This window comes from Chryseobacterium sp. (assembly GCF_041914225.1).
GTDB lineage: Bacteria > Bacteroidota > Bacteroidia > Flavobacteriales > Weeksellaceae > Chryseobacterium.
Map to the genome: position 1 here is coordinate 45,510 of NZ_JAYSDT010000019.1, position 23,118 is coordinate 68,627.

Sequence of the window (23,118 nt, forward strand, 5' to 3'; positions counted from 1 at the left end):
TTTTTTATTTAAAATATTATGATAAATAGTGAAATGAGATTTTTTATTAAGGCCTGCTTACAGGATGATAGCTCATGAAATACTGAATTCTTTTTTCTTTATCGTGAGTGCTGCTTTCCGACTGGTCATTTTTGATATCATAAGAGATTTTTCCAAGATGATCAGCCTGAATAGTCTCTATACTTACCAATTCTGCGGTGATGGTTCCGCCGGTATATTGAGGGTTTTCATGATATCGCCAGGTTACCAGCTTCATAATGGAACCAGCTTCCGGAGTTCGGCCCTCTTTTGATAAAGATTCCAATGCTTCTTTATTTCCATATAAGGCTGACATCGTTTCTTTCTTTGGATTTAAAGAATTGGAAATAAATTTTAGAGGGCCTGGGTCAAAAACAACCCTTGAAAGTCCGTCATTTGTATCTTTATTTTCTTTGCTGCAGGCGGTAAGGGAAATAAGGCTTACCAGTAAGATCAGGATTGAATTTTTCATTTTTTCTGTAAATTTTGAATTAGTCTTTGCGTATTTACTTTCATCGGAACATCAAACAGATAACCTGTTTTTTCTGCTAATTGTCTGTGGCAGGCGATGCAGGATTCTTTGGCAAAAGATGCAGTCTTTCCCGTTGGATGAAGATCATCTCCCGAGAATTTTGCAAATCCCCAGCCTTCGGTATCTTTATATTGTCTGGAATCCTTTACCATAAACTGTGCATTAATAAATTTTCCAGGTCTGATCTCACCATCAGGAAGCTCTTCCTGTTTCCATACAGATTTTACAACAATACTTCCGTCCGGCCATGGGTGGAAATTTTCTGTTTCTACAGCTTTTACTGCAATATCATTTCCATAGATCACACGGATTGAATTATCAAACAGTGTACTCATGCTGATTACTTTCCAGTTTTTAAATTCGGGGGTGTATCGAACTCCATTGGGAGAAACCGGAAATTTTGTTGATTCCGGGACGGATGTGCTGCTGGATGTTGCTGCAGGCACTTCACTCTTTTTAGGCGCTGGCGGGTTTACTGAGGATAAAGAAAGTGTATATTTTTTAATGGTTTCAATATCTTTTTCTGTAATCTTAGCCGAAGGATGCAGAAGAGTATATTCATGGAGAGGCATTTTACCACTTTGCATCATATTAAGAATAGCGTACATTTTGCCCTGATGTTCTGCAGGAGATAACTTTTCCCATTCTGAGAAGTTCAGGACTTCTCTGGCTCTTTTAATATCTTTGTTCACAGCCCAGGAAACCGGAGCAATTTTATCATACCAGCTTAGATTCTGCTGGTTGGAATGACAGTTGAAGCAAGAGTTTTCAAGGATACTGATCACTTCCCTTGGTGCTTCAATTTTTCCTGTAACGGATTTCCCTTCCAATGGTTTACTGAATAGCTGAAGTCCTCCGAAGATTCCTAATATAGCCAGAAATACTATAGCAATGAGATTTCTTTTTTTCTTTACGGTTTCCATAATGAGTATTGTTTTTATTTTCTGATTCAAAAGTAGGCGGGTAGCCCATACTATAAAATGGAAAACAGGCCGAGCCGGACAAATCAAAAGGTGAATCCTGAATTTTTAATCCCGAAAAGACATATGAAAAATCCCGGTAACACCATTACCGGGATTTGTTTAAACCTGTTGTTTATAAAGTAATACCACCATCAATCACAATTTCAGTGCCGGTGACATAGCTTGAAATCTGATCATCCGACAAATACGTAACCAGCTTGGCAATCTCTTCAGCGGTTCCCATTTTCTTCATTGGAATCTGTTCTATGAGATGATTTTGAATATTTTTCAAAGTCTCTTCATCCAGCCCGGCCTTACTCATAATTTCGGTTTTAATAGGACCGGGACTGATCATATTCACCCTGATTTTTCTTGGAGCTAATTCTGCAGCTGCTGTTTTTGCAATAGAATTCAGTGCTGCCTTGCTTGCCTGATAGGCGGAACTGTTAGGTTTATAGGTAGAAGCGACAATAGAAGATAAAAAGATGACCGAAGCATCATCATTTAATAATGGAATGAATTTGCTTAATGTAAAGTAAGCTCCTCTGAAGTTGATATTCATGACCTGATCAAAATTTTCAACATCCATATTTTCAATCGGAGTCAATGTACCTGTAATTCCTGCATTGATAAACAGGATATCTATTTTCCCGAATTGTTTCTCAATGTATTCTTTTAAAAGATCAATATCATTGAGGTTTGCCTGATCAGCGATAAATGGAATGGCACCAAGTTCCTGGGCGGCTTTTTCTACAGCTTCTTTGCGTCTTCCGGTGATGATCACTGTTGCTCCTTCTAAAATAAGTTCTTTTGCTGCAGCGAATCCGATCCCGCTGTTTCCTCCTGTTACGATAGCCAGTTTGTTACTGAATTTTTTCATTGTAAATTTTTTGACAAAGTTATTTCAAAATGGTATACTTTTGTAACCAGTATCACAGAGTATATCAGTATCATTCATGATATCACTTAACTTTGCAATTATGGAAAGAGATCAGAACGAAGAGCTAAGAGCTTTACAGGATACCCTTTATTTTATTGGAGGGAAATGGAGAATTCCTGTGATTAATTCACTCTGTAACGGAAACAGACGTTTCAGGGAAATTGAACGGAGTATTCCAGGAATTACCACCAGAATGCTTTCAAAAGAGTTGAAAGATATGGAACTGAATAAACTGGTAAAACGTACCGTTTACCCCGAAACTCCTGTTTTAATAGAATATGAACCCACAGAATACTGCCGAACCTTTGGAAATATCATTCAGGAAATGATCAACTGGGGCAGGGAGCATAGGAGAGTGATTGTGGAAGATAGAAAATAATGCCAATAAAAAACCTCTCACGAAGGAGAGGTTTATAACTATTTGTCAAAAATTTCGATCATTATATTGTCAGGAATTATTCCCGAATAATCATAAGACTGGATGTTGAGTTGAGTAACTGAACTTACACAGACTATCTTATTATTGTAGCTGAACACTTTATAAGGATATCTCTTTGTATTGATTGTCTTGGTTTTTGTGTAAGAATTGATGTTGTAAAGTTCAATGGTCTTACTTGTAGTTCCTGCAATAATACTGTTACTATCAAAATCAAAACTTGAAAGCTTGGAATTTCCGGAAGGTAGATCATTCTGGTAAATCATTTGCGAATTATATACAGAACCTGAACTTGCCGTAATGATTCTTCCATCAGGAAATGCTTCAAATATCCTGTAATTAAGTGGGTGATCTCCATGATAAGTATCGTCCTGATGACTCATGTAATTACCATTAAGATCAAAATTATAAAGATCCATATCTACAGGTGAAATATTTTGTGTTATGGTATATAATTGTACCGAAGTCCCTACAGCTTTTCTCATCCTTCCACTATTATAATAAAGCTGAGGCGATTGAGAAATTATAGCTTTTGTAGCTCTACTTGCTGATTTAATCACACTGTAACTACTATTACTATTTGAAGAACCGTAAAGTATACCATTATGATAAACAGTACTGATGAGTGGCATTCCAAAACTCACTTGAGCTTTCAATGTCAGGTCATTTCCATCATAAATATCTACCCAACCATCATTTCTGGGAACATATAGTTCTACACTTCCATTATAGATTCCAATATCAGAGTAGCCTAAAGTTGCATTTGTGCTGATCTGATGGGTAACAGAGTTTGTATTCACATCATAAATAGCAATTTTCCCATCCGTATCTAATAGGTACAGCTTTCCGGAGTTTTTATCAAATTGGGCATCAAAAGTTTTAAGATTAACCAATTTGATCTCAGGTCTTTCAATTTTTATGATGTTACTTTTAACCTCTTCACCATTAGCCTTAATACCAATAACCTGATATTCTACATAAGGGTTAAATGGTACAGCTGAAGTAAATGTAAACTGATTCGGATAGCTATTACCAATTTCGGATTGTATCCCATTTTGAGAATCACTTCTTACAATTTTATAATGATTATAAGTGGCGTCTCCGCTGAGCGTCCATTTTAAGCTTACCGTTTCAGTGGTATCACTGTAATTTGAAGTTAAATTGATCTTATTTTCAATAATAGGAGGTGTTACTGTTGTTATTTCCGTAATATCATCATTTGAGCTGCTACACGAAAATATTGATAAATAAGCAAATGATATGATTATAGTTTTTTTCATAAATTTTAGATTCCGTCAATGATTTCATTTAAAACAGTGCTTGGTCTCATTGCTGCATATGTTTTATAGGTATCAGTTTTGTAGTAACCTTCAATGTTCTGAGGTTTACCTTGAGCACCAATTAATTCAGCATTGATTACTTCTTCGTTTTCCTGCATTGCCTGTGCCACCGGAGCAAACTGAGCCGCCAGTTCAGCATCAGCAGTCTGGTTAGCTAAGGCTTCAGCCCAATACATTGCCAAATAGAAGTGAGAACCTCTGTTGTCGATCTGACCTACTTTTCTTGCAGGGGATTTATCTGTAGCTAAAAACTTAGCATTTGCTTCATCCAATGCATCAGCTAAAACCTGAGATTTTGTATTTCCCTGAGTTTGTGCCAAATGCTCCAAAGAAGCCTGAAGCGCCAAGAATTCACCCAGAGAATCCCATCTTAGGTATCCTTCTTCTAAGAACTGCTCAACGTGTTTAGGGGCAGAACCTCCGGCACCTGTTTCGAATAAACCGCCACCATTCATCAATGGAACAATAGAAAGCATTTTAGCAGAAGTACCAAGCTCAAGGATCGGGAAAAGGTCTGTTAAATAATCTCTCAGTACGTTTCCTGAAACGGAGATGGTATCTTTACCTTCTCTTGCTCTTTTAAGCGTTTCAGTCATTGCATCTTTTACATCAAGGATTCTGATGTCAAGACCTGTTGTATCGTAATCGGCAAGATATTTTTCTACTTTTTTGATGATTTCTCTGTCGTGAGCTCTTCCTTTGTCTAACCAGAAGATCGCAGGAGTATCAGATAATCTTGATCTGTTAACCGCTAGTTTTACCCAGTCCTGGATAGGTGCATCTTTAGTCTGGCACATTCTGAAGATATCATCTTTTTCTACTTTCTGAGAAAGAAGAACGTTTCCGGCTTCATCCTGAACTTCTACAGTTCCGTCCGCAGATAATTGGAAAGTCTTATCGTGAGAACCATATTCTTCAGCTTTCTGAGCCATTAAACCTACGTTTGGAACAGATCCCATTGTGGTAGGGTCCAATTTTCCGTGCGCTTTCATATCATCAATTACAGACTGATAGAAACCAGCATAAGAACGGTCAGGGATGATACAAACTGTATCCTCCTCATTTCCGTCTTTGTTCCACATTTTACCTCCTCCTCTTACAAGAGCAGCCATAGAGGCGTCAACGATAATATCAGAAGGTACGTGGAAGTTGGTAATTCCTTTGTCAGAGTTTACCATGGCAACTCTTGGTCCTTCAGCCAGCGCTTTTTCGATATCAGCTTTAATGTCAGCTTCCTGAGCATTTCCTTTGATTTTTTCGAAAAGGTCGGCAAGACCGTTATTTGGATTGATGTCTAAAGACTTGAAAGTCTCAGCATATTTAGTAAATACATCTTTAAAGAAAGTCTCAACAATAGCCCCGAAAATAATTGGGTCAGAGATTTTCATCATGGTAGCTTTAAGGTGAGCAGAAAGCAGAATATTTCTTTTCTTTGCCGCCTCGATAGCCTCCTGAACGAATGCTTTTAAAGCTTTTAGGTTCATTACGGAAGAATCAATTACCTCACCGGCCTGAAGACCTGCGAAGTCTTTTAATACAGATTCAGAACCGTCGTTTCTTTTGAATATGATTCTGTATTTTGTAGCGTTTTCTACTGTTGTAGAAGTTTCTGTACCGTAGAAATCGCCATTGTTCATGTGAGCTACGTCAGTTTTGCTGTCAGATGCCCAGTCACCCATTCTGTGAGGGTTTGCTTTAGCATAGTTTTTAACAGCTTTCGGAGCACGTCTGTCAGAGTTTCCTTCTCTTAATACAGGGTTTACAGCACTTCCCAATACTTTGGCATATTTAGCTTTGATCGCTTTTTCTTCGTCATTTTTAGGCTCTGCAGGATAGTTTGGAACTGCGAAACCTTTTCCCTGCAATTCAGCGATTGCTGCATCCAATTGAGGCACAGAAGCCGAAATGTTGGGTAACTTAATGATGTTAGCTTCAGGTTTTGTTGCCAATTCTCCAAGCTCTGCCAAAGCATCACCGATTTTCTGGTCGTCTTTTAAAAACTCAGGGAAGTTGGCTAAAATTCTTCCTGCCAAAGAAATATCCGGTACCGCGATTTCGATATCTGCTGATTTGGTAAAAGCTTTTACGATAGGTAAAAACGAATGAGTAGCCAGCATTGGAGCTTCATCAGTAAGTGTGTAATAGATTTTTGATTTTTCTGACATTATACTGTTATTTTTTATTTGAAATTTTAAGTCCCACAAATTTAGTAAATATCATTGTTTTATTTAGGATATTTCCATAAAAAAACAGGCTTAGCCTCTTTAATTTTATATCGGTGTAATTGTATAGCTTATAAACAAATTTGTGTTTGAAAATGATAATCGGGTGAAAGAGGAGGTATTTTGACTTTAAGATTAATTTAACCTTAATAAAACAGGAAAAATTTTCTTTTTTGATTACATTTGAAGAACTAAAAAAATAAATATTATGTCAACGACAATTACTTTAAAAGGAAACGAAGTACATACAATAGGAACATTACCGGCTGTAGGAACCACTGTAAAAGATTTTGCACTTGTAGACTCAGGATTAAATGTAAAAACACTTGAAACTTTTGCAGGAAAGAAAAAAGTATTCAATATTTTTCCGAGCATCGATACTCCTACCTGTGCTGCTTCTTCCAGAAAATTCAATGAAGAAGCTTCAAAACTTGATAATACAGTGATCATTAATGTTTCAAAAGACCTTCCTTTCGCATTGGGAAGATTCTGTGCAGCAGAAGGATTGAATAATGTAGAAACACTTTCAGATTTCAGAAGCAGCTTTGGAGATGATTATGAAGTAACGATCACAGATTCTCCTCTAAAAGGATTATTAAGCCGTGCCGTTATTGTTACAGACGAAAACAACAAAGTAGTATATACGGAGCAGGTTCCGGAAATTGCTAACGAACCTAATTATGATGCGGCTCTTGCAGCATTGAAATAATGAAAATAATTTTTGTAGAAAAGCCTTGTGAATTCAATTTTTACAAGGCTTTTTTTGAAAATAAAACTTAATCAAATAACACAAAATGATGCAAGATAATTATAAAAAATATGGGGAACTCTTTCAGGTAGACTCAGATCATTTTGATGAATTCTATGCTTTGCTTCACGATACAAGACTTTTAAAATTCGATTTTTTCCTGAAACAGGGTGAGAAATGCAGATTTCTTGGTTTTATAAAGAAAGGTACGATCAGGTGCTTTTATATCGATGACCAGGGGCGTGAAATCAATTTTGGATTCTATTTTGAAAATGAATTTTTTACGGATTACGAAAGTATTCTCTGTGATACTGTATCCAATATGAATATTCAGGCGCTGGAAAACTGTGAAATTTTACTGCTGAGTAAAGATCATCTTCAGGCTCTGTATAAAAAGGAAGCTTACTGGCAGCAATTCGGAAGAATGATGAGTGAAAAAATTTATCTGGATGCCAAAAAAAGACTTGATGACCTGCTATGTTATTCCCCAGAAAACAGATACCTTAATCTTGTCAAAAAACAGCCTGCACTTTTCCAGAAAATAGCCCAAAAACACATTGCCAGTTATCTTGGCGTAACAGAACAATCTCTCAGCCGTATCAGAAATCGTATCGTTAATTAACTTAAGTTAACGTCTGCTGATCTTTTAAGGTGTAGCTTTATCATCATCAAATTTTAACACAATCATTATGGAACAAAAAGATTTAACCATTATTTTGGTACATGGAGCATGGGGAGACGGATCACACTGGCAATACATTATTCCTCCTCTTACAAAAGCAGGTTATAAGGTAAGAAGTGTTCAGAATCCATTGACTTCACTTCAGGACGATATTAATAAGACAAAAGATCTTATTGATGCTCAGGACGGGAAAGTACTTTTAGTAGGACACTCTTATGGAGGGGCTGTTATTTCAGGAGCCGGAAATCATGATAAAGTGGCCGGATTGGTTTATATTGCTGCTTTCGCACCTGATGCAGGGGATAGCCTGGGTTCCTTGTTAGGCAGACGCGAATCTCCGGGAGGAGCGAGTATTTATCCTGATAACAAGGGTTTTCTATGGATTAAATATGATGAATTTAAATCTGCTTTCTGCCAGGATTTAGATGATGAAAAAGCATTGGTGATGTCATTGTCACAGAAGCCTATTCACAGTCAATGCTTTGGTGATGTAGCAGGTGAACCGGCTTGGAAAACTCGCCCAAGTTGGTATCAGATCTCATTACAGGACCGTATGATTCCTGCAGAAACAGAAAAAGAAATGGCAGAACGCCTCGAGCCTAAGAAAATAATCTCTCTGGATGCCGGACATGCTTCATTAGCTTCGCATCCTGAAGAAGTTACTCAGTTGATTTTAGAGGCAGCAGCTTCTGTTTAGTACAGGATATAATACAAAAATTGATAAAGCCTTGTGAATTTTTACGTAAATTCACAAGGCTTTTTAATGGAAAAACAGTATGAAATGGTAAAAAGAATCGTAGCTAATATTAAAACAGATGATCTCTCTAAAGCAGAACAATTTTATCAGGATATTCTTGAGCTGGATATTCTGATGGATCACGGCTGGATTAAAACATTAGGCAATGATGAAGAGGCAAAGGTTCAGATCAGCTTTGCAGAACAGGGCGGAAACAATACCAAAGTTCCTGATCTTTCCATTGAAGTGGATAATGTAGATGAAATGTATAATAAAATGAAAAATGCCGGTTTTGAAATCATTTACGGACTTACTGACGAAGAATGGGGAGTCCGCAGGTTTTTTGTTAAAGATCCTTTTCAAAAACTGATCAATATTCTGTCTCACCAATAAAAAAATATAATGAAAGCAGAACGTATTATTCCGATATTAAGAATCTTTGATTATCAGAAAGCAAAAGAATTTTATGTAGACTGGCTGGGCTTCGAGATTGTCTGGGAGCATTATTTTGACGAAAATACTCCCGTTTATATGGAAGTAAAAAGAGAAAATATTATCTTCCATCTGAGTGAACATCATGGAGACGGAACACCCGGAACAAGGGTTGCCATCTGGGGGGAAGGTGTTCCTCAATATCATAAAGAGCTAATTGACAAAAAGTACAAATATAACCGTCCCGGACTGGAAAAAACATTCTATGGTGCTGTATCTTTCACCGTAATTGATCCTTTCGGGAACAAAATTACATTTGAGGAAGAATATGATGATGCAAAACATAAAGACCTTGAATTTTTCTCCATTCATTAATTTCAAAGCAGAATAAATCTTACCGAATGTTGATTACAGTCAATAAAAATCCGGAATATTAAAGCTAATTTTGCAGAATGAAACGTTCAGGAACCGCAGATTTACCCCTTCACTATGGCAAAGTACCGCCATGGCTGTATGAGCGTATGTCTGTGCTGGGACTTTCCATTATCGAAGTAATTCTCATGGATTATGGTAAAGATGAGGTATTGCGCAGGCTGGCAGATCCGTTCTGGTTTCAGAGTTTTGGAGCCGTAATGGGAATGGACTGGCATTCTTCAGGAATTACCACTTCCGTAATGGGAGCACTGAAACGTTCTATAAATCCTAATTCACAATCTTTGGGGCTTTATATCTGTGGCGGAAAAGGAAAATTTTCCAGGGAAACGCCATCGGAACTGATTAAAATTGCTGATAAAACCGGACTAAACGGGACAGACCTGGTAAGGGCCAGCAAACTTTCTGCAAAAGTAGATAATACAGCCATTCAGGATGGTTACCAATTATATCTGCACAATTTCATTCTCTCAGACAATGGAAACTGGAGTGTTATCCAGCAGGGAATGCATGAGTCGGACGGCACGGCAAGACGGTACCACTGGCATTCCGAAAACCTCACCTCATTTGTGGAAAATCCTCATACAGGAATCAACGGAGTTTCAAGAGGAAGAATACTGAATCTTACCGATGCTGAAGCTTCAGAAAACAGGAAAGGGATCCTGGATATTTCCCATACCGATTCAACAGAGGTAATGAAGGATTTTGCAAGATTGATTCTTCCTGCCCACCATGATGTTCAGGCTTCTGATGTAGACCTGAAGCGTTTGGGAGCCCTTCTGTATGTAACCCGTGAGCAGCAGCCTCAGAATTTTGAGGACTTACTGATGCTGGAAGGTGTAGGTCCCAGAACCATGCAGTCATTGGCTCTGGTAAGTGAAGTGATTCACGGGGCACCGTCAAGATTTGCAGATCCGGCAAGGTTTTCTTTTGCTCATGGAGGTAAAGACGGACATCCTTTCCCTGTTCCTATCAATACTTATGATGAAAGTATCAGCATTATCAGGAAAGGGATTGAAAAATCCAGACTGGGAAATTCTGATAAACTGAATTCCTTAAATAAGCTGCATCAGATCGTAGCTAAGGCAGAAAAAGACTTCACCCCGGATTTTGACATTCAGCAGGTGATTGAAGAAGAAAGACAGATTTCCTGGCGTTTTGGCGGGAAAACGGTATTCGGTGATGCGCAGAAGCCAAACCCTCCCAAGCCCATACAGCTTTCCTTATTTTAAGTTTCTATTCCATCAAACATTTACAATTACTATTATCGACAAATAGTCATTCCCATCCTCCGGAGGGGTGGCGAAAATTCAAAGAATTTTTGACGGGGTGGTTAGATATAGTTTGTTTCAAATAACTGTTTAAAATTAATAAGCTTTGAAATGTCTTTAATTTCAATAGGGTATGTGCTTTTGATGAAAACATTCAATTCTTTGTTTAATATTTTTTCTTTTTAATTCAATTAAAAATTTTATTTTTAAAGACTTAAAAAAATTGACACCAAATGACCAATAAAGCCTTAGAAATCTGCTATGATTTTCCATTCTTTTTTCGTGAAGAACTTGACGAAATATTTAAGGCTCATGAAAAAACATCTTTTCAGAAAGGAGATTTTATCCTTGAAGAAGGAAAAACAGCCAATGAATACTATATCCTTGAGAGCGGACTTGCCCGTTCATATGTCAATGACTTCAACGGAAACGAAGTAACCACTCATTTTTTTACAGAGAATGAAGTGATTATTGAGGTTTTGTCAATGTTTCAGCGGGTTCCCTCTCAGGAAAATATCGTTTGTATTACAGACTGTGAATGCTGGAGGATGGATTATGATACCTTTCAGGAACTTTTCCATAAAATTCCAAACCTCAGAGAATGGGGAAGATCATGGATGTCGCAAGAGCTTTTTGCCTACAAACAAAGGTCTGTGGAAATGTTTACCTTGTCCGCAACCAAAAGATACCTTAATCTTCTGGAGCAGAAATCTAAGGTCATCCAATTTGCTCCTTTAAAACAGATTGCCTCCTATCTTGGAGTTACAGATACCTCTCTGAGCCGTATCCGTAAAGAAATCGTTTCCCACCCCAAGAAAATTTAGATCTTGCCCTATGACAAGTTGATTTTCATTGCACCTTGGTAATTTTGGATAACAGTTTAACACTAAAATTACAGAAAATGAAAGTCAATCAGATTTATGTGAACCTTCCGGTAAAAGATGTACAGAAAACAAAAGAATTCTGGACCAGGGTAGGTTTTTCAATTAATGAACAGTTCTCAGACGAGAAAACAGCCTGTGTTGCTTTGAATGATACCATCTATGTCATGTTTCTGCAGGAAGATTATTTCAGATCTTTCACTAATAAGCCCGTTGCCAAAGAAAACACCAGTCAGGTTCTTGTGGCAGTAGGATTAAACAGCCGTGAAGAAGTGGATAAGGTAGTGAATACAGCCGTAGAAAACGGAGCATGGCAGCATGAAGAACCTCAGGATTACGGATGGATGTATCAGAATTCCTTCTGGGATCCGGACGGACACGGCTGGAATATCACTTTTGCCGATCTGTCTAAAATGCCTACAGCATAACTCCATCCGGATACAAAGTAAATCTTGTCCTATGGCAAGCACTTTCTTAGTATATCCTGATAATTTTGAATCATAATCACCACTAAAATTTATAAAAATGAAAATCAATGAAATTTACGTCAACTTACCAATAAAAGACGTTCAAAAAACCAGAGAGTTCTGGACGAAGCTGGGCTTTTCCATCAATGAGCAATTCTTAGATGAGAAGGCAATTTGCGTAATAATGAAAGAAAATCATATCTATGCGATGTTTCTAAAAGAAGAGTTCTTCCAGACCTTTACCAACAGGCCTTTTGCGAAAGGGGATACAACACAGGTACTTCTTGCTATAGGAGTCAATAGCCGTGATGAAGTGGATAACATGGTAAAAACAGCAATAGAAAACGGAGGTTCAAAATACAGTGAGCCTATGACCACGGATGGATGTACCAAAGCAGTTTTGCAGACCTTAATGGCCATCAGTGGGAAGTAATGCATGCGGATGTTTCTCAATTGCCTTCCGAATAATTGTTACTTCTAACTATCAAATAACTGTCATATGGAAACACACTCAAACGATATAGAAATCATAAAAAATCAGGTAGTCAGTAACTATTATATGATGACTATGAACACTGACGGCATTACCCATGAAGAATCGATGGTTTTTCCCAATGGTGAGGCCAATTGTATGAACTGGATTCTTGGGCATCTGATCTATATCAGAAACCCTTTACTGAATATTCTGGGAGAAGAATCTGTTTGGGACAACGAAAAATTTTCCTTTTACAACAGAGGAGAAATTCCTTTAGATCACAAAGATAAACTGGTCAGCTTTGATGAATTAAAATCCTATTTAAAACAATCTCAGGACAAACTGGAAGCGAAACTCAGCACCCTTGAAAGTTTTAAATCTGAAACGGTTAAAGATATCTCAACCCTTAGCCTTCATGAAATTTACCACAGTGGGCAGCTGGGCTATCTCAGAAGAATTTTAGGAAAACCGGGCGCTATAAAATAGATTCCTTGCTCTGCTCGGAATGACAAATGAAACTACCGAAGTTTTTAGACTATTTTAGAAAAGTACAATTTTATCGAAGATAAAATCCTTGCGCCCTAAAAACGCACAGTTTGTAAAATACTTGGCGCCTTTGCGTTTATCCCAAATTCTAACCTCTAACTTCTAATCTCTAATTAAAATGGACACCCCAAAATCAAAAAAAATAGAAGTCATTATTCCGGCTTACAGAATGCATTCCCAAAGCTTTATGAACGTTTTGGACGGCATTTCGGAAGAAGACGCTTTGAAAAGAATTGAAAATAAAACCAACCATATTGTATGGATGGCAGGAAACTTTATCAACATGCGCTACGGCTTGGGCGCTGTATTGGGAATTCAGGAACAGGATCCTTATAATGACCTGTTTTTCCAGGGAAAAGCACTCGATGAAAGCTTTAAATATCCGACTTTGGCTGAATTGAAGGAGAATTTTCATGCTATTTCTGCTAAGGTATACCAGAAACTGTATGAGGTAACCGATGAAGAACTTGACGAAATATTTGAAATAGGAATGAATATCCCTTTCATCAAGGAAACAAAGCTCAACTTTGCAGGCATGTGTATCGGCCGTGAAGATTACTTATGCGGACAGATAGGATTAATGCGCAGGATATTAAATTATCCGGGAATGAAATATGATGTTGACGAAAACCTTAAATATTAGCGATGAATCCAGTAGAAAAAGGGTATAAGAAAGTCAACGGAATCCAGTTATATTACGAAATTTATGGATCGGGAAAACCTCTGGTTCTGATTCATGGCGGAGGATCTTCCATTTTGTATGATTTTAAAGAAGTTATTGCAAGACTGGAAGGCAAATTCCGGCTGATAGGAATTGATTTACAGAATCATGGGAGAAGCGAGCACCGCTATATTCCTGAAACCTTTGAGCAGGATGCTGACGATGTTGCAGGACTTCTGGCGGAACTGAACATTGGTAAGGCGTCATTCTGGGGATTCAGTAACGGAGGAAGTACCGTAATGCAGATTGCCCACCGCCATCCGGGAATCGTTGAAAAACTGGTTGTTGCCTCAGCTTTTTACAAAAGAAGCGGAATGATAGACGGTTTTTTTGAAGGAATGCAGGAAGCCACCTTTGACTCGATGCCGGAACCTTTTAAAATTAATTTTTTAAGCCTCAATCATGATTTTTCAAAGCTTGAAAACCTTTTTGAGAAAGACTGTACAAGAATGCAGACTTTTCAGGACTGGAATGATGAGGTATTGTCTTCCATACAATCACCCACATTATTCATCAGTGGTGATCAGGATGTCATGAAGCCGGAACACGCTACCGAAATGTGGCGGCTGGTTAAAGGTTCCCGTTTGATGATACTTCCTGCAACGCACGGTGTTTATATGATGCCGGATTTTGATGGAAGTATTGATACCAACTTAATAGACTTCACCGTCAGAGAAGTAGAAAAATTTTTAAACCATTAAGCATTTTATATTCATATTAACTTAATTAATTCTTAATGGATCCAACAATAGAACCTATTTTTTATAATAATAACTTTAAAATTTAAAATCATGGCTAAATTAAATCCGTATCTGAATTTTGATGGAACAGCTGAAGAAGCTTTCAATTTTTACAAAACTGTTTTTGGCGGCGAATTCGTCGGGGGAATTCATAAAATGGGAAATGCTCCCGGTACCGAAAATCTTTCAGAAGAAGAAAAAAACAGAGTGATGCATGTTGCCCTGCCTGTTGGAAATGATCTTTTAATGGCATCTGATATTGTACCTGGATTTGGGCAGACTCTTACTGTGGGAAATAACAATTACGTGTCTATTTTCCCTGATTCCAAAAGTGAAGCAGACAGAATTTTTAAAGAACTTTCTGAAGGCGGAAATGTGGAAATGCCTATTGAAGACCAGTTTTGGGGAGACTATTTTGGATGCTTCCAGGATAAATATGGTGTTCATTGGATGGTGAACTATAATGAAGAATATGCAAAATAGTACTATATTTAACTCATTATAAAAGAGGTGCCCGCTTTATGGGCAGCTCTTTGTTTAAACTTTAAAAAAAATCAGAACTATGGATCCAATTAAAATAGACATTACAATTTTAGCACCGGTGGAAAAGGTTTGGACTTACTTTAATGAACCAAAACATATCACGAAATGGAATTTCGCCCACGAAAGCTGGCACTGTCCTAGTTCTGAAAATAATCTTGTGGTAGGAGGTAAATTCAGAAACAGAATGGAAGCTAAAGATAAAAGCTTCGGGTTTGATTTTGAAGGAGTGTATGATGCGGTTATACCTCACCAGCTGATCAAATATCATATGGAAGACGGCCGGAAAGTAGAAGTTATTTTCGATAAAATAGATGACAATACAACGAAAGTGATTGAAATTTTCGATCCGGAAAAACAAAATTCTGTGGAAATGCAGAGAGATGGCTGGTATGCTATCCTTAATAATTTCCATAAGTATGTTGAGAATCATTAACAATATTTTTTGTAGCCATGATCAATCTAGTTATCATGTCAAAGAGTTTAAAATCAATGTATGCTTTTAATTATGACTCTAAAGAAGATTTTCTTCACGGGGTTATAGCAATACCGGCAAGAAGGGCTCTTGAAAAAGAGAAAATAAATTCTTTGGAAAAACTGTCAGATTATTCCGAAAAAGAAATCATGCAGCTTCATGGTTTCGGGAAAAATACTATGGTTAAACTGAAGAATTATATGAAAGAGCATCAGGTATGTTTTAAAGAGGCATAATAAGTATTCAACCTGGCATTTCTACGGTGTCATTGCAGATAAGAAATCAATTTCAGATGCAAAGGCATCATATTTCTTTGCTGTTGTTTATGGTGAAACTTTTCACCGGCATTTTATTCGTTATGAAACAGAATGATCCATAAGACAAAAATAAAAATACATCTATCAACCCATTTAAATATAAAGTTATGAACAACGATATTTTCCCATGTCTCTGGTATGACGGAGATGCCAAACAATCTGCAGAATTCTACTGTAATGTTTTTGGAGGAGAGATCACAGCAGACACTCCTGTTGTAATGAACATTGACCTGTTCGGACAAAGACTGATGCTGTTGAATGGTGGTCCGCAATTTAAAAAAAATCCTTCCATCTCTTTTATGGTAATCTGTGAGACGGAAGACGAAGTTCAAAAATACTGGGACCGGTTATTGGATGGCGGAATAGCCCTCATGGAACTGGGATCTTACTCATGGAGCCCGAAATACGGGTGGGTTCAGGATAAATACGGAGTAACATGGCAGTTATTCCTGGGAGAAAAAGCAAACGATCAGAAAATAATTCCTACTTTGATGTTTATCCATGGAAACAATGGAAAAGCTAAAGAAGCAATGCAGCTTTATACGAAGACTTTTCCCAACTCAAGCATAGGAAACATCTTAACATATGGAGCAGGAAGTGAAGGACATGACATTCCGGAACCCGCAGAAAATGTTCAGCATGCCCATTTTGTAATTGATAGCTACAGCTTATTCTGCATGGATAATTCCTATGATCATCCGTTTGATTTCAATGAAGGAATATCATTGGTGGTTATGACAGATGACCAGCAGCAGACCGATCATTACTGGAATACACTGACAGCAGACGGAGGAAGAGAAAGTATGTGTGGCTGGCTGAAAGATAAATACGGCTTGAGCTGGCAGATTGTCCCTAAAAAACTCATTCAGCTGATGAACGATTCCGATCAGGAAAAAGCCTATAAAGTAGTTCAGGCAATGATGAAAATGCAGAAAATAATCATTCAGGATCTGGAAGATGCCTATAACTCTTAATGTATTTCGGCGTATTGTTTGATGTGATTTAGAGAAAAAGATTTGCATATGAAAACACAGAACAAATCAGACTCTAAGTCAAAGGTCCCTAAAGAAGGACTGTTTCCGGAAATTATCCGGAATGATTATCAGGGAAGCCGGAAGCTGCAAGGAAAAAAAGCAGTGATTTCCGGGGGAGACAGTGGCATAGGACAGGCGGTAGCCGTTCATTTTGCCAGAGAAGGAGCAGACGTTGCCATTATCTATAAAGAAAGTGACGATGATGCGAAGGAAACCCAAAAACTGGTTGAGAAAGAAGGGCAGCAGTGTATCCTGATCAAAGGAGATCTTACTAGGAAAGCATTCAGGACCAAGTGTGCAGACAAGATTAAAGCAGAGTGGAAGAACCTTGATATTCTGGTCAACAACGCCGGAATACATACCTCGAAAACCAGTCTGGAAAAGATTTCTGATGAGCAGATTCAGGAAACATTTGATACCAATATCATTTCTATGATTTCATTCACCAGAAATTTTCTGCCGTTGATAGGAAAAGGAGGACGTATTATCTGTACAACCTCTGTCACAGCATATCGGGGAAGCGATCATTTGATAGATTATGCGGCAACAAAAGGAGCTGTTTTATCTTTTATCCGGTCTCTGGCAGATAACCTCGCAGAAAAAGAAATTCTGGTAAACGGAATTGCACCCGGACCTATCTGGACCCCGCTGGTGAAAGAAGCTTTTGATGACCTTGACTCATTTGGAAAAGATACTCCGCTGAAACGTGCGGGACAGCCTTCTGAAGTAGCACCAGCTTATGTTTTTCTTGCTTCAAAAGATGCAAGTTATATCACCGGAGAAATCATTCATATCAACGGCGGTGATTTTGTCGGAGGATAAATGAGAAGCCAGAGGCTGGAAGTTAGAAGTTAGAAGTGACTGATCAGTAATTTCACTCACCCTAAAACTCTCTCACTCTCAAACCCTCCAACCCATACCCACCACTTAATACTTAAAAAATGGAAAAATTATCATACGAAATAGAAATCAATGCCGAACCTGAAAAAGTATGGAGCGTCCTTTGGGGTGATATTACCTACAGGCAATGGACATCAGCTTTTACAGATGGCTCTTTTTATGAAGGAACACTGGAAGAGAATAATATTGTTAAATTTCTTGATCCCAAAAACAACGGAATGTACAGCAGGGTCGAAAAAGTGATTCCCAACGAGGAAATAACATTTCTGCATCTGGGTGAGATTTACGATGGTATTGAAGTTCCTCAGGATTGGGGTGAGGCTACAGAAGCTTACTTCCTGAAGGAAAACGAAGAAGGGACTTTGCTGAGGACTGAGATTCAAACTCCAGCAGAGTTTAAAGAATTTTTTGAGGAGAAATTTCCAAAAGCCATGTCACTTGTGAAGCACCTTTCGGAAAATCAGCTGTAGGAGTGGCCAAACTTATAATACAAATCATAAAATTAAAATATGGAAACTTTATCATACGAAACAGTAATTGATGCTCCCATGCAGAAAGTCTGGGATATTCTCTGGAGCCCTGAAACATATAGCGAATGGACCCGTTACTTTGGAGAAGGATCCGTTATGAAATCCGATTGGAAGGTAGGCGGAAAAACCTACTTCGTTAATGCCAGTGGAGAAGGCATGGTTTCTACCATAGACAGTCTTGATGAGCCAAGACAGGTTGTATTCAAACATCTGGGAATGGTAGATAAGGAAGGTCATGAAGATACACAGAGCAAGGAAGTAATGGAGTGGAGCGGCAGCTTTGAGAAATATTTCCTGATCGATTTCGATGGGAAAACAAAGCTTCATACAGAGGTTCAGGTTGAAAAAGAATGGCAGGATCATCTCAATACAGGATTTACAAAAGGGCTGATGGTTGTAAAAAGCCTTGCAGAAGGAGTTAGCCTTGATTCAGTATAATATAATTCAACATTTAAAGTTCAGGGTTTCAGGTTTAAAACTGATACTTGGGCCTAATTCCTGCAACCTATTATCAACTATGAAACTACTTGTCATACTTTTCGCAACATGTATTCTGGCTTTGCTGGCAACTTTTCTTTTTCAGGGGAAACCGGATTTTATATTTTCGGGAAACCTGGGGATGGGTGTTTTTATCATCTTTACAGGCTTTTCGCATTTTAAATTCCAAAAAGGAATGACAATGATGATTCCTGATTTTATTCCCGGGAAACTGTTTTGGGTCTATTTTACAGGGGTACTGGAAATTGTGGCGGGGATTGGACTTATGATTCCGGCCATACGTGAAACCACAGCTGTTTTACTGATCATTTTTTATGTGTTGGTTTTTATTGCCAACATCAATTCTTCCAGGAAAAACATCAATATTTTTAAAGCAGATTATACAGGTCCCGGGATGAAATACCTTTATTATCAAAGGATTCCCATGCAGGTTATTTTAATTGCCTGGACGTGGTATTTCGGAATTTATTTACACTAAAAAAGACAGTCGGGAAAGGCTGTCTTTTTTTATATTCATAATGTTTTTTTAATTAAGTGATAAAAAATTGTAACATTTTATAGGGATAATGTGTCTTATTGTATAAATGCACTTGATTTTATTATTTTAAAAAGGTGCTTTCAATAACTTTTAACCCTTAAAATATAAGTTATGAATTTACTGAATCCCAAAATTTTCGGTACAGCCTATATTGTACTGTCCACTATGATGATCAACGCACAAAGTTCTACTGCCAAACTGCCGGGAGATCCTACTTTGCCATCTTCCAAAGCCAATCTGGAAAAGCTTATTTCTTACGACAAAGGAAACTTTAAATACAAAGTTGAAGATTATTTTGCAAGACCAAAAGCTTCAGCATTTAAAATCTCTCCTGACGGAAAGTACCTTTCCTACAAAGAAAAAGATCAGGATAAAAAAAATCACGTTTATGTTAAAGATCTTGGTACCGGAAAAATTACCAAAGCTATTGTTGAAAAAGATGACCTGATAAGAGGTTACGGATGGCTGAACAAAAAACGTCTTTTCTATACGCAGGATAGAGGGGGAAATGAAAATATTCACCTTTACGCTACAGATATAGATGGAGGCAATCAGAAAGATTTAACACCGTTTGACGGCGTAAAAGTACAGGCTATTATTCCGATTAAGGATACGGATTTTGTTGTGGTTACTATGAATAAGAACAACAAGCAGATCTTTGAACCATTTAAAATCAATTTCGTTACAGGGGAAATGACCCAGCTGTATGAAAATAAAGATGTCAACAGCCCTATTGATGATTACCTTTTTGATAAAGACGGAAATCTGAGAGGATACAGCGTTCTTGAAAACGGATTAACAACCAAAACATATTATAAGGATCTGCAGACCGGAAAATTCAATCTGATCAAATCTGCAGACTGGTCTGATACTTTCAGTATTATTGAATTTAATGAAAATTCTAAAAACAAAGACGAAGCGTATGTAGTAACAAACCTTGATAGCGATAAAGCGAGGATTGTACTGTATGATCTGAAGAAAAATGCTGTGATTAAAGAAATTTATTCCAATCCGGTATATGATGTAAGCTCAATAAGCACGGCGGGTAAAAACAGAAACTATGAACTTGATTATATCAGCTATGAAGGAACCAAAGGAGAAACAGTTCCGGTAAGTAAATTTTATAAGGAGGTACATGATAAATTAAAAGCTCAGTTCGGAGACAAAGAATTTGGAATTGCTTCTTCTGATGATAATAATGATAAGCTTCTGATAGTCGTGGGAAGTGATAAGCTGTATGGAACCTATTATGAATACGATACCAAAACCAAGCAGACCAAACTTCTCTACAATCTGATGCCTCAGCTGAAAGAAGAAGATATGGCTGAAATGAGACCTATCGAATTTAAAAGCAGAGACGGATTAACAATCCATGGATATATTACCTTGCCTAAGGCTGCATTGGAAGGTAAAAAGGTTCCTTTAATCGTAAATCCTCACGGAGGTCCGCAGGGAGTAAGAGACAGTTGGGGATTCAATCCGGAAACACAACTGTTTGCAAGCCGTGGATATGCTACCCTTCAGGTTAATTTCAGAATTTCCGGAGGATACGGAAAATCATTCCAGAAAGCAGGTTAAAAGCAGATAGGAAGAAAAGCTATGGATGATGTGGAAGATGGAGTAAAATACGCTATTGAACAGGGATGGGTAGATAAAGATAAAGTTGCCATTTACGGAGGAAGCCATGGAGGATATGCAACCTTGATGGGACTGATTAAAACTCCGGATTTGTATGCGTGTGGAGTAGATTATGTAGGAGTTTCCAACATCTTTACTTTCTTTGATTCCTTCCCGGAATACTGGAAGCCTTATAAGGAAATGGTAAAACAGATCTGGTATGATCTTGACAATCCTGAAGAAGCAAAAATAGCGAAGGAAGTTTCCCCGGTTTACCAGATTGATAAGATCAAAAAGCCTTTATTTGTAGTTCAGGGAGCCAATGACCCAAGGGTTAATATCAATGAATCTGATCAGATTGTAAAAGCGATGCGTGCCAAAGGATTTGAAGTTCCTTATCTGGTAAAATATGATGAAGGACACGGATTTGGAAAAGAACCGAACAGGATTGAACTTTATAAATCAATGTTAGGATTCTTTGCTGAGAATTTTAATAAGTAACCTATAATTTTATAATGTTTGGAACGGAGGACTTACGTCTTCCGTTTTTTTATTATGACTAGGTGAGTGTTTAGATTCCTACGGTACTATATAGTATAAATCCAAGTAAATGATTAACAAATATTTATGTTTGAATAAAAATAAAAAGTGTCATTATTTGTGTCAATCAGAAAGAAAACTATAATATATCTTACTTTTACTGGACTAACTCAAATTTTCTGTATTGGCAATTCATTATAAAATAACAAAAGCAGGAAAACTCCTGCTCTTGCTTTCAAAAAATTTAAATTATAATCCCAAATACAATTTGAAATCAAAATATTTTCTAGTTTTTGGTTCAAGGTTACTGTAATACGTATTAACCGAACCATTTCGCCCAACATATTGAGGGACATAGAAAGGGTTAAATGTATTTACCTTTTCAAATTTCCATTCAGGAAAATTAAATCTCCTTTTTGTAACTTCCATCATATAAAAATTCAACAAAAAACGATTTTCCTTATCCCAAACAGTTTTTTTAGCTCTCTCGTTGATTTTAGCAATTTCAGCTTCATTTGGATTATAGTCTACATTAAGTTTAAACTTCTCGTTAAATCGCATTAAAAATTCTTTGGATTTTTCTTCAATATTTTCTGAGGTAATTTTTTCAATTTCCTCCTGAAAATCGGTTTCCAAAACACCACCAATATCTATATTTTCTTCAGAATTCAAAATTTTCATAGCTTCATTTTCATTATCAAGAATTAAAGCATATTTATGATTACCTTCTGCCGTAACTTTAAATTCACTTTTAGTTTTATGCTTTAAACATAATCTATGTGTAATAAGGTTTTGATTAAAAAATTCAAATTCGAGCAATTGAGGTATTAACTTTTTGTAATCTTTTTGATTATAGTTAGTTTCTATGATTTTGAAATTCTGCTGGATCACTGGATAAATATATTCAGGTTAAAATTTTAAGCTTTACGTAAATCATTCAAAAGCTGATTCATTCTTTCTGCTCTTTGTTTTCTCTCTTTCATTTCTTCTTTTTCATTACCCCAAAAATCAAGATATGCAGTTTCTCTACTGAATGCAGCTTCCGCCCATATCTTCACTTCAGGCTCAATCCTACCCTCCAAAAACAATTGAGAAAATGCCAATGAAATAATCATATTATTAATCATGTTTAAATCAATATATTCATTATGCATGGTGCGAACAATTCTAGTTAACCTTTCCGAATCTTTACCATCCATGGAAATATCAAAGCCTAGATATCCAAAGTCTGAAAGTTGAGAGTCAATAAATTTTTTTATATCTTCTTTTGGATGTTCCTTTTTCCAGTCACAATACAAATAGTATGTATCACTACCTATATCATTTCCAAAAGGGGACCATGCATCTAAAGGATCATAATAAAATTCACTAGTCATTATTTTCTTTGCAGCGTCACTGCCGTTTTTCCATTCAATTTCTAAATATTTTGGAGAAGTTTGCCCTTTATAGATTCCAAAAATTATAAAACAGAAAACAATAGATAAGATCTTTACAGTTTTTTTCATAGGTGTATATTTCTTATTGAGTAAGTAAATTGAAAAACAAAGT

Annotated in this window: 28 protein-coding genes and 1 pseudogene; 22 read left to right on the plus strand and 7 right to left on the minus strand. The window is 37.1% G+C overall.

The features are described from left to right. Nucleotides 1-46: 46 nt before the first annotated feature. From ACE3RB_RS10605 to ACE3RB_RS10615, 3 genes are all read right to left on the minus strand, one after another. On the minus strand, nt 47-490 hold the full coding sequence (locus ACE3RB_RS10605; RefSeq protein ID WP_374464202.1) for a hypothetical protein: 444 nt from the start codon (nt 488-490) through the stop codon (nt 47-49). Continuing rightward, nucleotides 487-1,473: a heme-binding domain-containing protein gene (locus tag ACE3RB_RS10610; RefSeq protein ID WP_374464203.1), complete on the minus strand. Its 987-nt coding sequence runs from the start codon at nt 1,471-1,473 to the stop codon at nt 487-489. Before ACE3RB_RS10610 ends, ACE3RB_RS10605 begins: the two co-directional genes overlap by 4 nt. A 172-nt stretch (nt 1,474-1,645) precedes the next feature. Continuing rightward, on the minus strand, nt 1,646-2,392 hold the full coding sequence (locus tag ACE3RB_RS10615) for an SDR family oxidoreductase (protein ID WP_374464204.1): 747 nt from the start codon (nt 2,390-2,392) through the stop codon (nt 1,646-1,648). Nucleotides 2,393-2,492: 100 nt separating this feature from the next. On the opposite strand from ACE3RB_RS10615, the gene ACE3RB_RS10620 reads away from it, so the two are divergent. After that, a complete protein-coding gene (locus tag ACE3RB_RS10620) occupies nt 2,493-2,831 on the plus strand; it encodes a winged helix-turn-helix transcriptional regulator (RefSeq protein ID WP_374464205.1) in 339 nt (112 codons plus the stop codon). Between the two features lie 38 nt (nt 2,832-2,869). Here ACE3RB_RS10620 and ACE3RB_RS10625 read toward each other — a convergent pair whose 3' ends face one another. After that, complete coding sequence (locus ACE3RB_RS10625; RefSeq protein ID WP_374464206.1) at nt 2,870-4,168, minus strand: hypothetical protein; 1,299 nt, start codon at nt 4,166-4,168, stop codon at nt 2,870-2,872. Nucleotides 4,169-4,173: 5 nt separating this feature from the next. After that, nucleotides 4,174-6,393: an NADP-dependent isocitrate dehydrogenase gene (locus ACE3RB_RS10630; protein ID WP_374464207.1), complete on the minus strand. Its 2,220-nt coding sequence runs from the start codon at nt 6,391-6,393 to the stop codon at nt 4,174-4,176. Nucleotides 6,394-6,658: 265 nt separating this feature from the next. Between ACE3RB_RS10630 and tpx the strand changes: the two genes are divergently transcribed. The 21 genes and pseudogenes from tpx to ACE3RB_RS10735 all read left to right on the plus strand — a co-directional run bounded on the left by tpx (nt 6,659) and on the right by ACE3RB_RS10735 (nt 21,531). Further along, entirely contained in the window at nt 6,659-7,159 is a 501-nt protein-coding gene (tpx, locus tag ACE3RB_RS10635; protein WP_374464208.1) for a thiol peroxidase, read from the plus strand. An 85-nt stretch (nt 7,160-7,244) separates the two neighbouring features. Next, nucleotides 7,245-7,820, plus strand: a complete 576-nt coding sequence (locus ACE3RB_RS10640) for a Crp/Fnr family transcriptional regulator (protein WP_374464209.1) — start codon at nt 7,245-7,247, stop codon at nt 7,818-7,820. 67 nt (nt 7,821-7,887) lie between these two features. After that, complete coding sequence (locus ACE3RB_RS10645) at nt 7,888-8,577, plus strand: alpha/beta hydrolase (protein ID WP_374464210.1); 690 nt, start codon at nt 7,888-7,890, stop codon at nt 8,575-8,577. 66 nt (nt 8,578-8,643) lie between these two features. Continuing rightward, nucleotides 8,644-9,009, plus strand: a complete 366-nt coding sequence (locus ACE3RB_RS10650; RefSeq protein WP_374464211.1) for a VOC family protein — start codon at nt 8,644-8,646, stop codon at nt 9,007-9,009. A 9-nt stretch (nt 9,010-9,018) separates the two neighbouring features. Then, on the plus strand, nt 9,019-9,423 hold the full coding sequence (locus ACE3RB_RS10655; RefSeq protein WP_374464212.1) for a glyoxalase superfamily protein: 405 nt from the start codon (nt 9,019-9,021) through the stop codon (nt 9,421-9,423). Between the two features lie 77 nt (nt 9,424-9,500). Continuing rightward, nucleotides 9,501-10,712 carry a DUF763 domain-containing protein gene (locus tag ACE3RB_RS10660; protein ID WP_374464213.1) on the plus strand — a complete coding sequence of 404 codons (1,212 nt, stop codon included), beginning with the start codon at nt 9,501-9,503 and terminating at the stop codon, nt 10,710-10,712. A gap of 272 nt (nt 10,713-10,984) precedes the next feature. Continuing rightward, on the plus strand, nt 10,985-11,575 hold the full coding sequence (locus ACE3RB_RS10665) for a Crp/Fnr family transcriptional regulator (protein ID WP_374464214.1): 591 nt from the start codon (nt 10,985-10,987) through the stop codon (nt 11,573-11,575). Nucleotides 11,576-11,652: 77 nt separating this feature from the next. Then, nucleotides 11,653-12,060, plus strand: a complete 408-nt coding sequence (locus ACE3RB_RS10670) for a VOC family protein (RefSeq protein WP_374464215.1) — start codon at nt 11,653-11,655, stop codon at nt 12,058-12,060. 97 nt (nt 12,061-12,157) lie between these two features. Continuing rightward, nucleotides 12,158-12,532: a VOC family protein gene (locus tag ACE3RB_RS10675; RefSeq protein ID WP_374464216.1), complete on the plus strand. Its 375-nt coding sequence runs from the start codon at nt 12,158-12,160 to the stop codon at nt 12,530-12,532. A 66-nt stretch (nt 12,533-12,598) separates the two neighbouring features. After that, the gene (locus ACE3RB_RS10680; RefSeq protein WP_374464217.1) at nt 12,599-13,060 is read left to right on the plus strand and encodes a hypothetical protein; all 462 of its coding nucleotides are present in this window, start codon (nt 12,599-12,601) and stop codon (nt 13,058-13,060) included. 178 nt (nt 13,061-13,238) lie between these two features. Next, nucleotides 13,239-13,763, plus strand: a complete 525-nt coding sequence (locus ACE3RB_RS10685; RefSeq protein ID WP_374464218.1) for a DinB family protein — start codon at nt 13,239-13,241, stop codon at nt 13,761-13,763. Nucleotides 13,764-13,765: 2 nt separating this feature from the next. Next, nucleotides 13,766-14,542, plus strand: coding sequence for an alpha/beta fold hydrolase (locus ACE3RB_RS10690; RefSeq protein WP_374464219.1), 777 nt, complete (start codon nt 13,766-13,768; stop codon nt 14,540-14,542). A 90-nt stretch (nt 14,543-14,632) separates the two neighbouring features. Further along, nucleotides 14,633-15,064 carry a VOC family protein gene (locus tag ACE3RB_RS10695; protein ID WP_374464220.1) on the plus strand — a complete coding sequence of 144 codons (432 nt, stop codon included), beginning with the start codon at nt 14,633-14,635 and terminating at the stop codon, nt 15,062-15,064. 79 nt (nt 15,065-15,143) lie between these two features. After that, nucleotides 15,144-15,557, plus strand: a complete 414-nt coding sequence (locus ACE3RB_RS10700) for an SRPBCC family protein (RefSeq protein WP_374464221.1) — start codon at nt 15,144-15,146, stop codon at nt 15,555-15,557. A gap of 35 nt (nt 15,558-15,592) precedes the next feature. Next, nucleotides 15,593-15,832: a hypothetical protein gene (locus ACE3RB_RS10705; protein ID WP_374464222.1), complete on the plus strand. Its 240-nt coding sequence runs from the start codon at nt 15,593-15,595 to the stop codon at nt 15,830-15,832. Nucleotides 15,833-16,020: 188 nt separating this feature from the next. Continuing rightward, a complete protein-coding gene (locus ACE3RB_RS10710; protein ID WP_374464223.1) occupies nt 16,021-16,887 on the plus strand; it encodes a VOC family protein in 867 nt (288 codons plus the stop codon). Between the two features lie 48 nt (nt 16,888-16,935). After that, nucleotides 16,936-17,769, plus strand: coding sequence for an SDR family oxidoreductase (locus tag ACE3RB_RS10715; protein WP_374464224.1), 834 nt, complete (start codon nt 16,936-16,938; stop codon nt 17,767-17,769). Nucleotides 17,770-17,888: 119 nt separating this feature from the next. Further along, nucleotides 17,889-18,317: a hypothetical protein gene (locus ACE3RB_RS10720; protein WP_002978041.1), complete on the plus strand. Its 429-nt coding sequence runs from the start codon at nt 17,889-17,891 to the stop codon at nt 18,315-18,317. A gap of 39 nt (nt 18,318-18,356) precedes the next feature. Next, complete coding sequence (locus ACE3RB_RS10725; protein ID WP_332387534.1) at nt 18,357-18,815, plus strand: SRPBCC domain-containing protein; 459 nt, start codon at nt 18,357-18,359, stop codon at nt 18,813-18,815. Between the two features lie 79 nt (nt 18,816-18,894). Next, the gene (locus ACE3RB_RS10730; RefSeq protein WP_374464225.1) at nt 18,895-19,353 is read left to right on the plus strand and encodes a hypothetical protein; all 459 of its coding nucleotides are present in this window, start codon (nt 18,895-18,897) and stop codon (nt 19,351-19,353) included. A gap of 171 nt (nt 19,354-19,524) precedes the next feature. Beyond that, a pseudogene (locus tag ACE3RB_RS10735) lies at nt 19,525-21,531 on the plus strand (prolyl oligopeptidase family serine peptidase). A 288-nt stretch (nt 21,532-21,819) separates the two neighbouring features. Here the strand turns inward: ACE3RB_RS10735 and ACE3RB_RS10740 are convergent. Further along, nucleotides 21,820-22,461: a hypothetical protein gene (locus tag ACE3RB_RS10740; protein WP_374464226.1), complete on the minus strand. Its 642-nt coding sequence runs from the start codon at nt 22,459-22,461 to the stop codon at nt 21,820-21,822. Between the two features lie 26 nt (nt 22,462-22,487). Next, nucleotides 22,488-23,075, minus strand: coding sequence for a hypothetical protein (locus ACE3RB_RS10745; RefSeq protein WP_374464227.1), 588 nt, complete (start codon nt 23,073-23,075; stop codon nt 22,488-22,490). Nucleotides 23,076-23,118 lie beyond the last annotated feature (43 nt).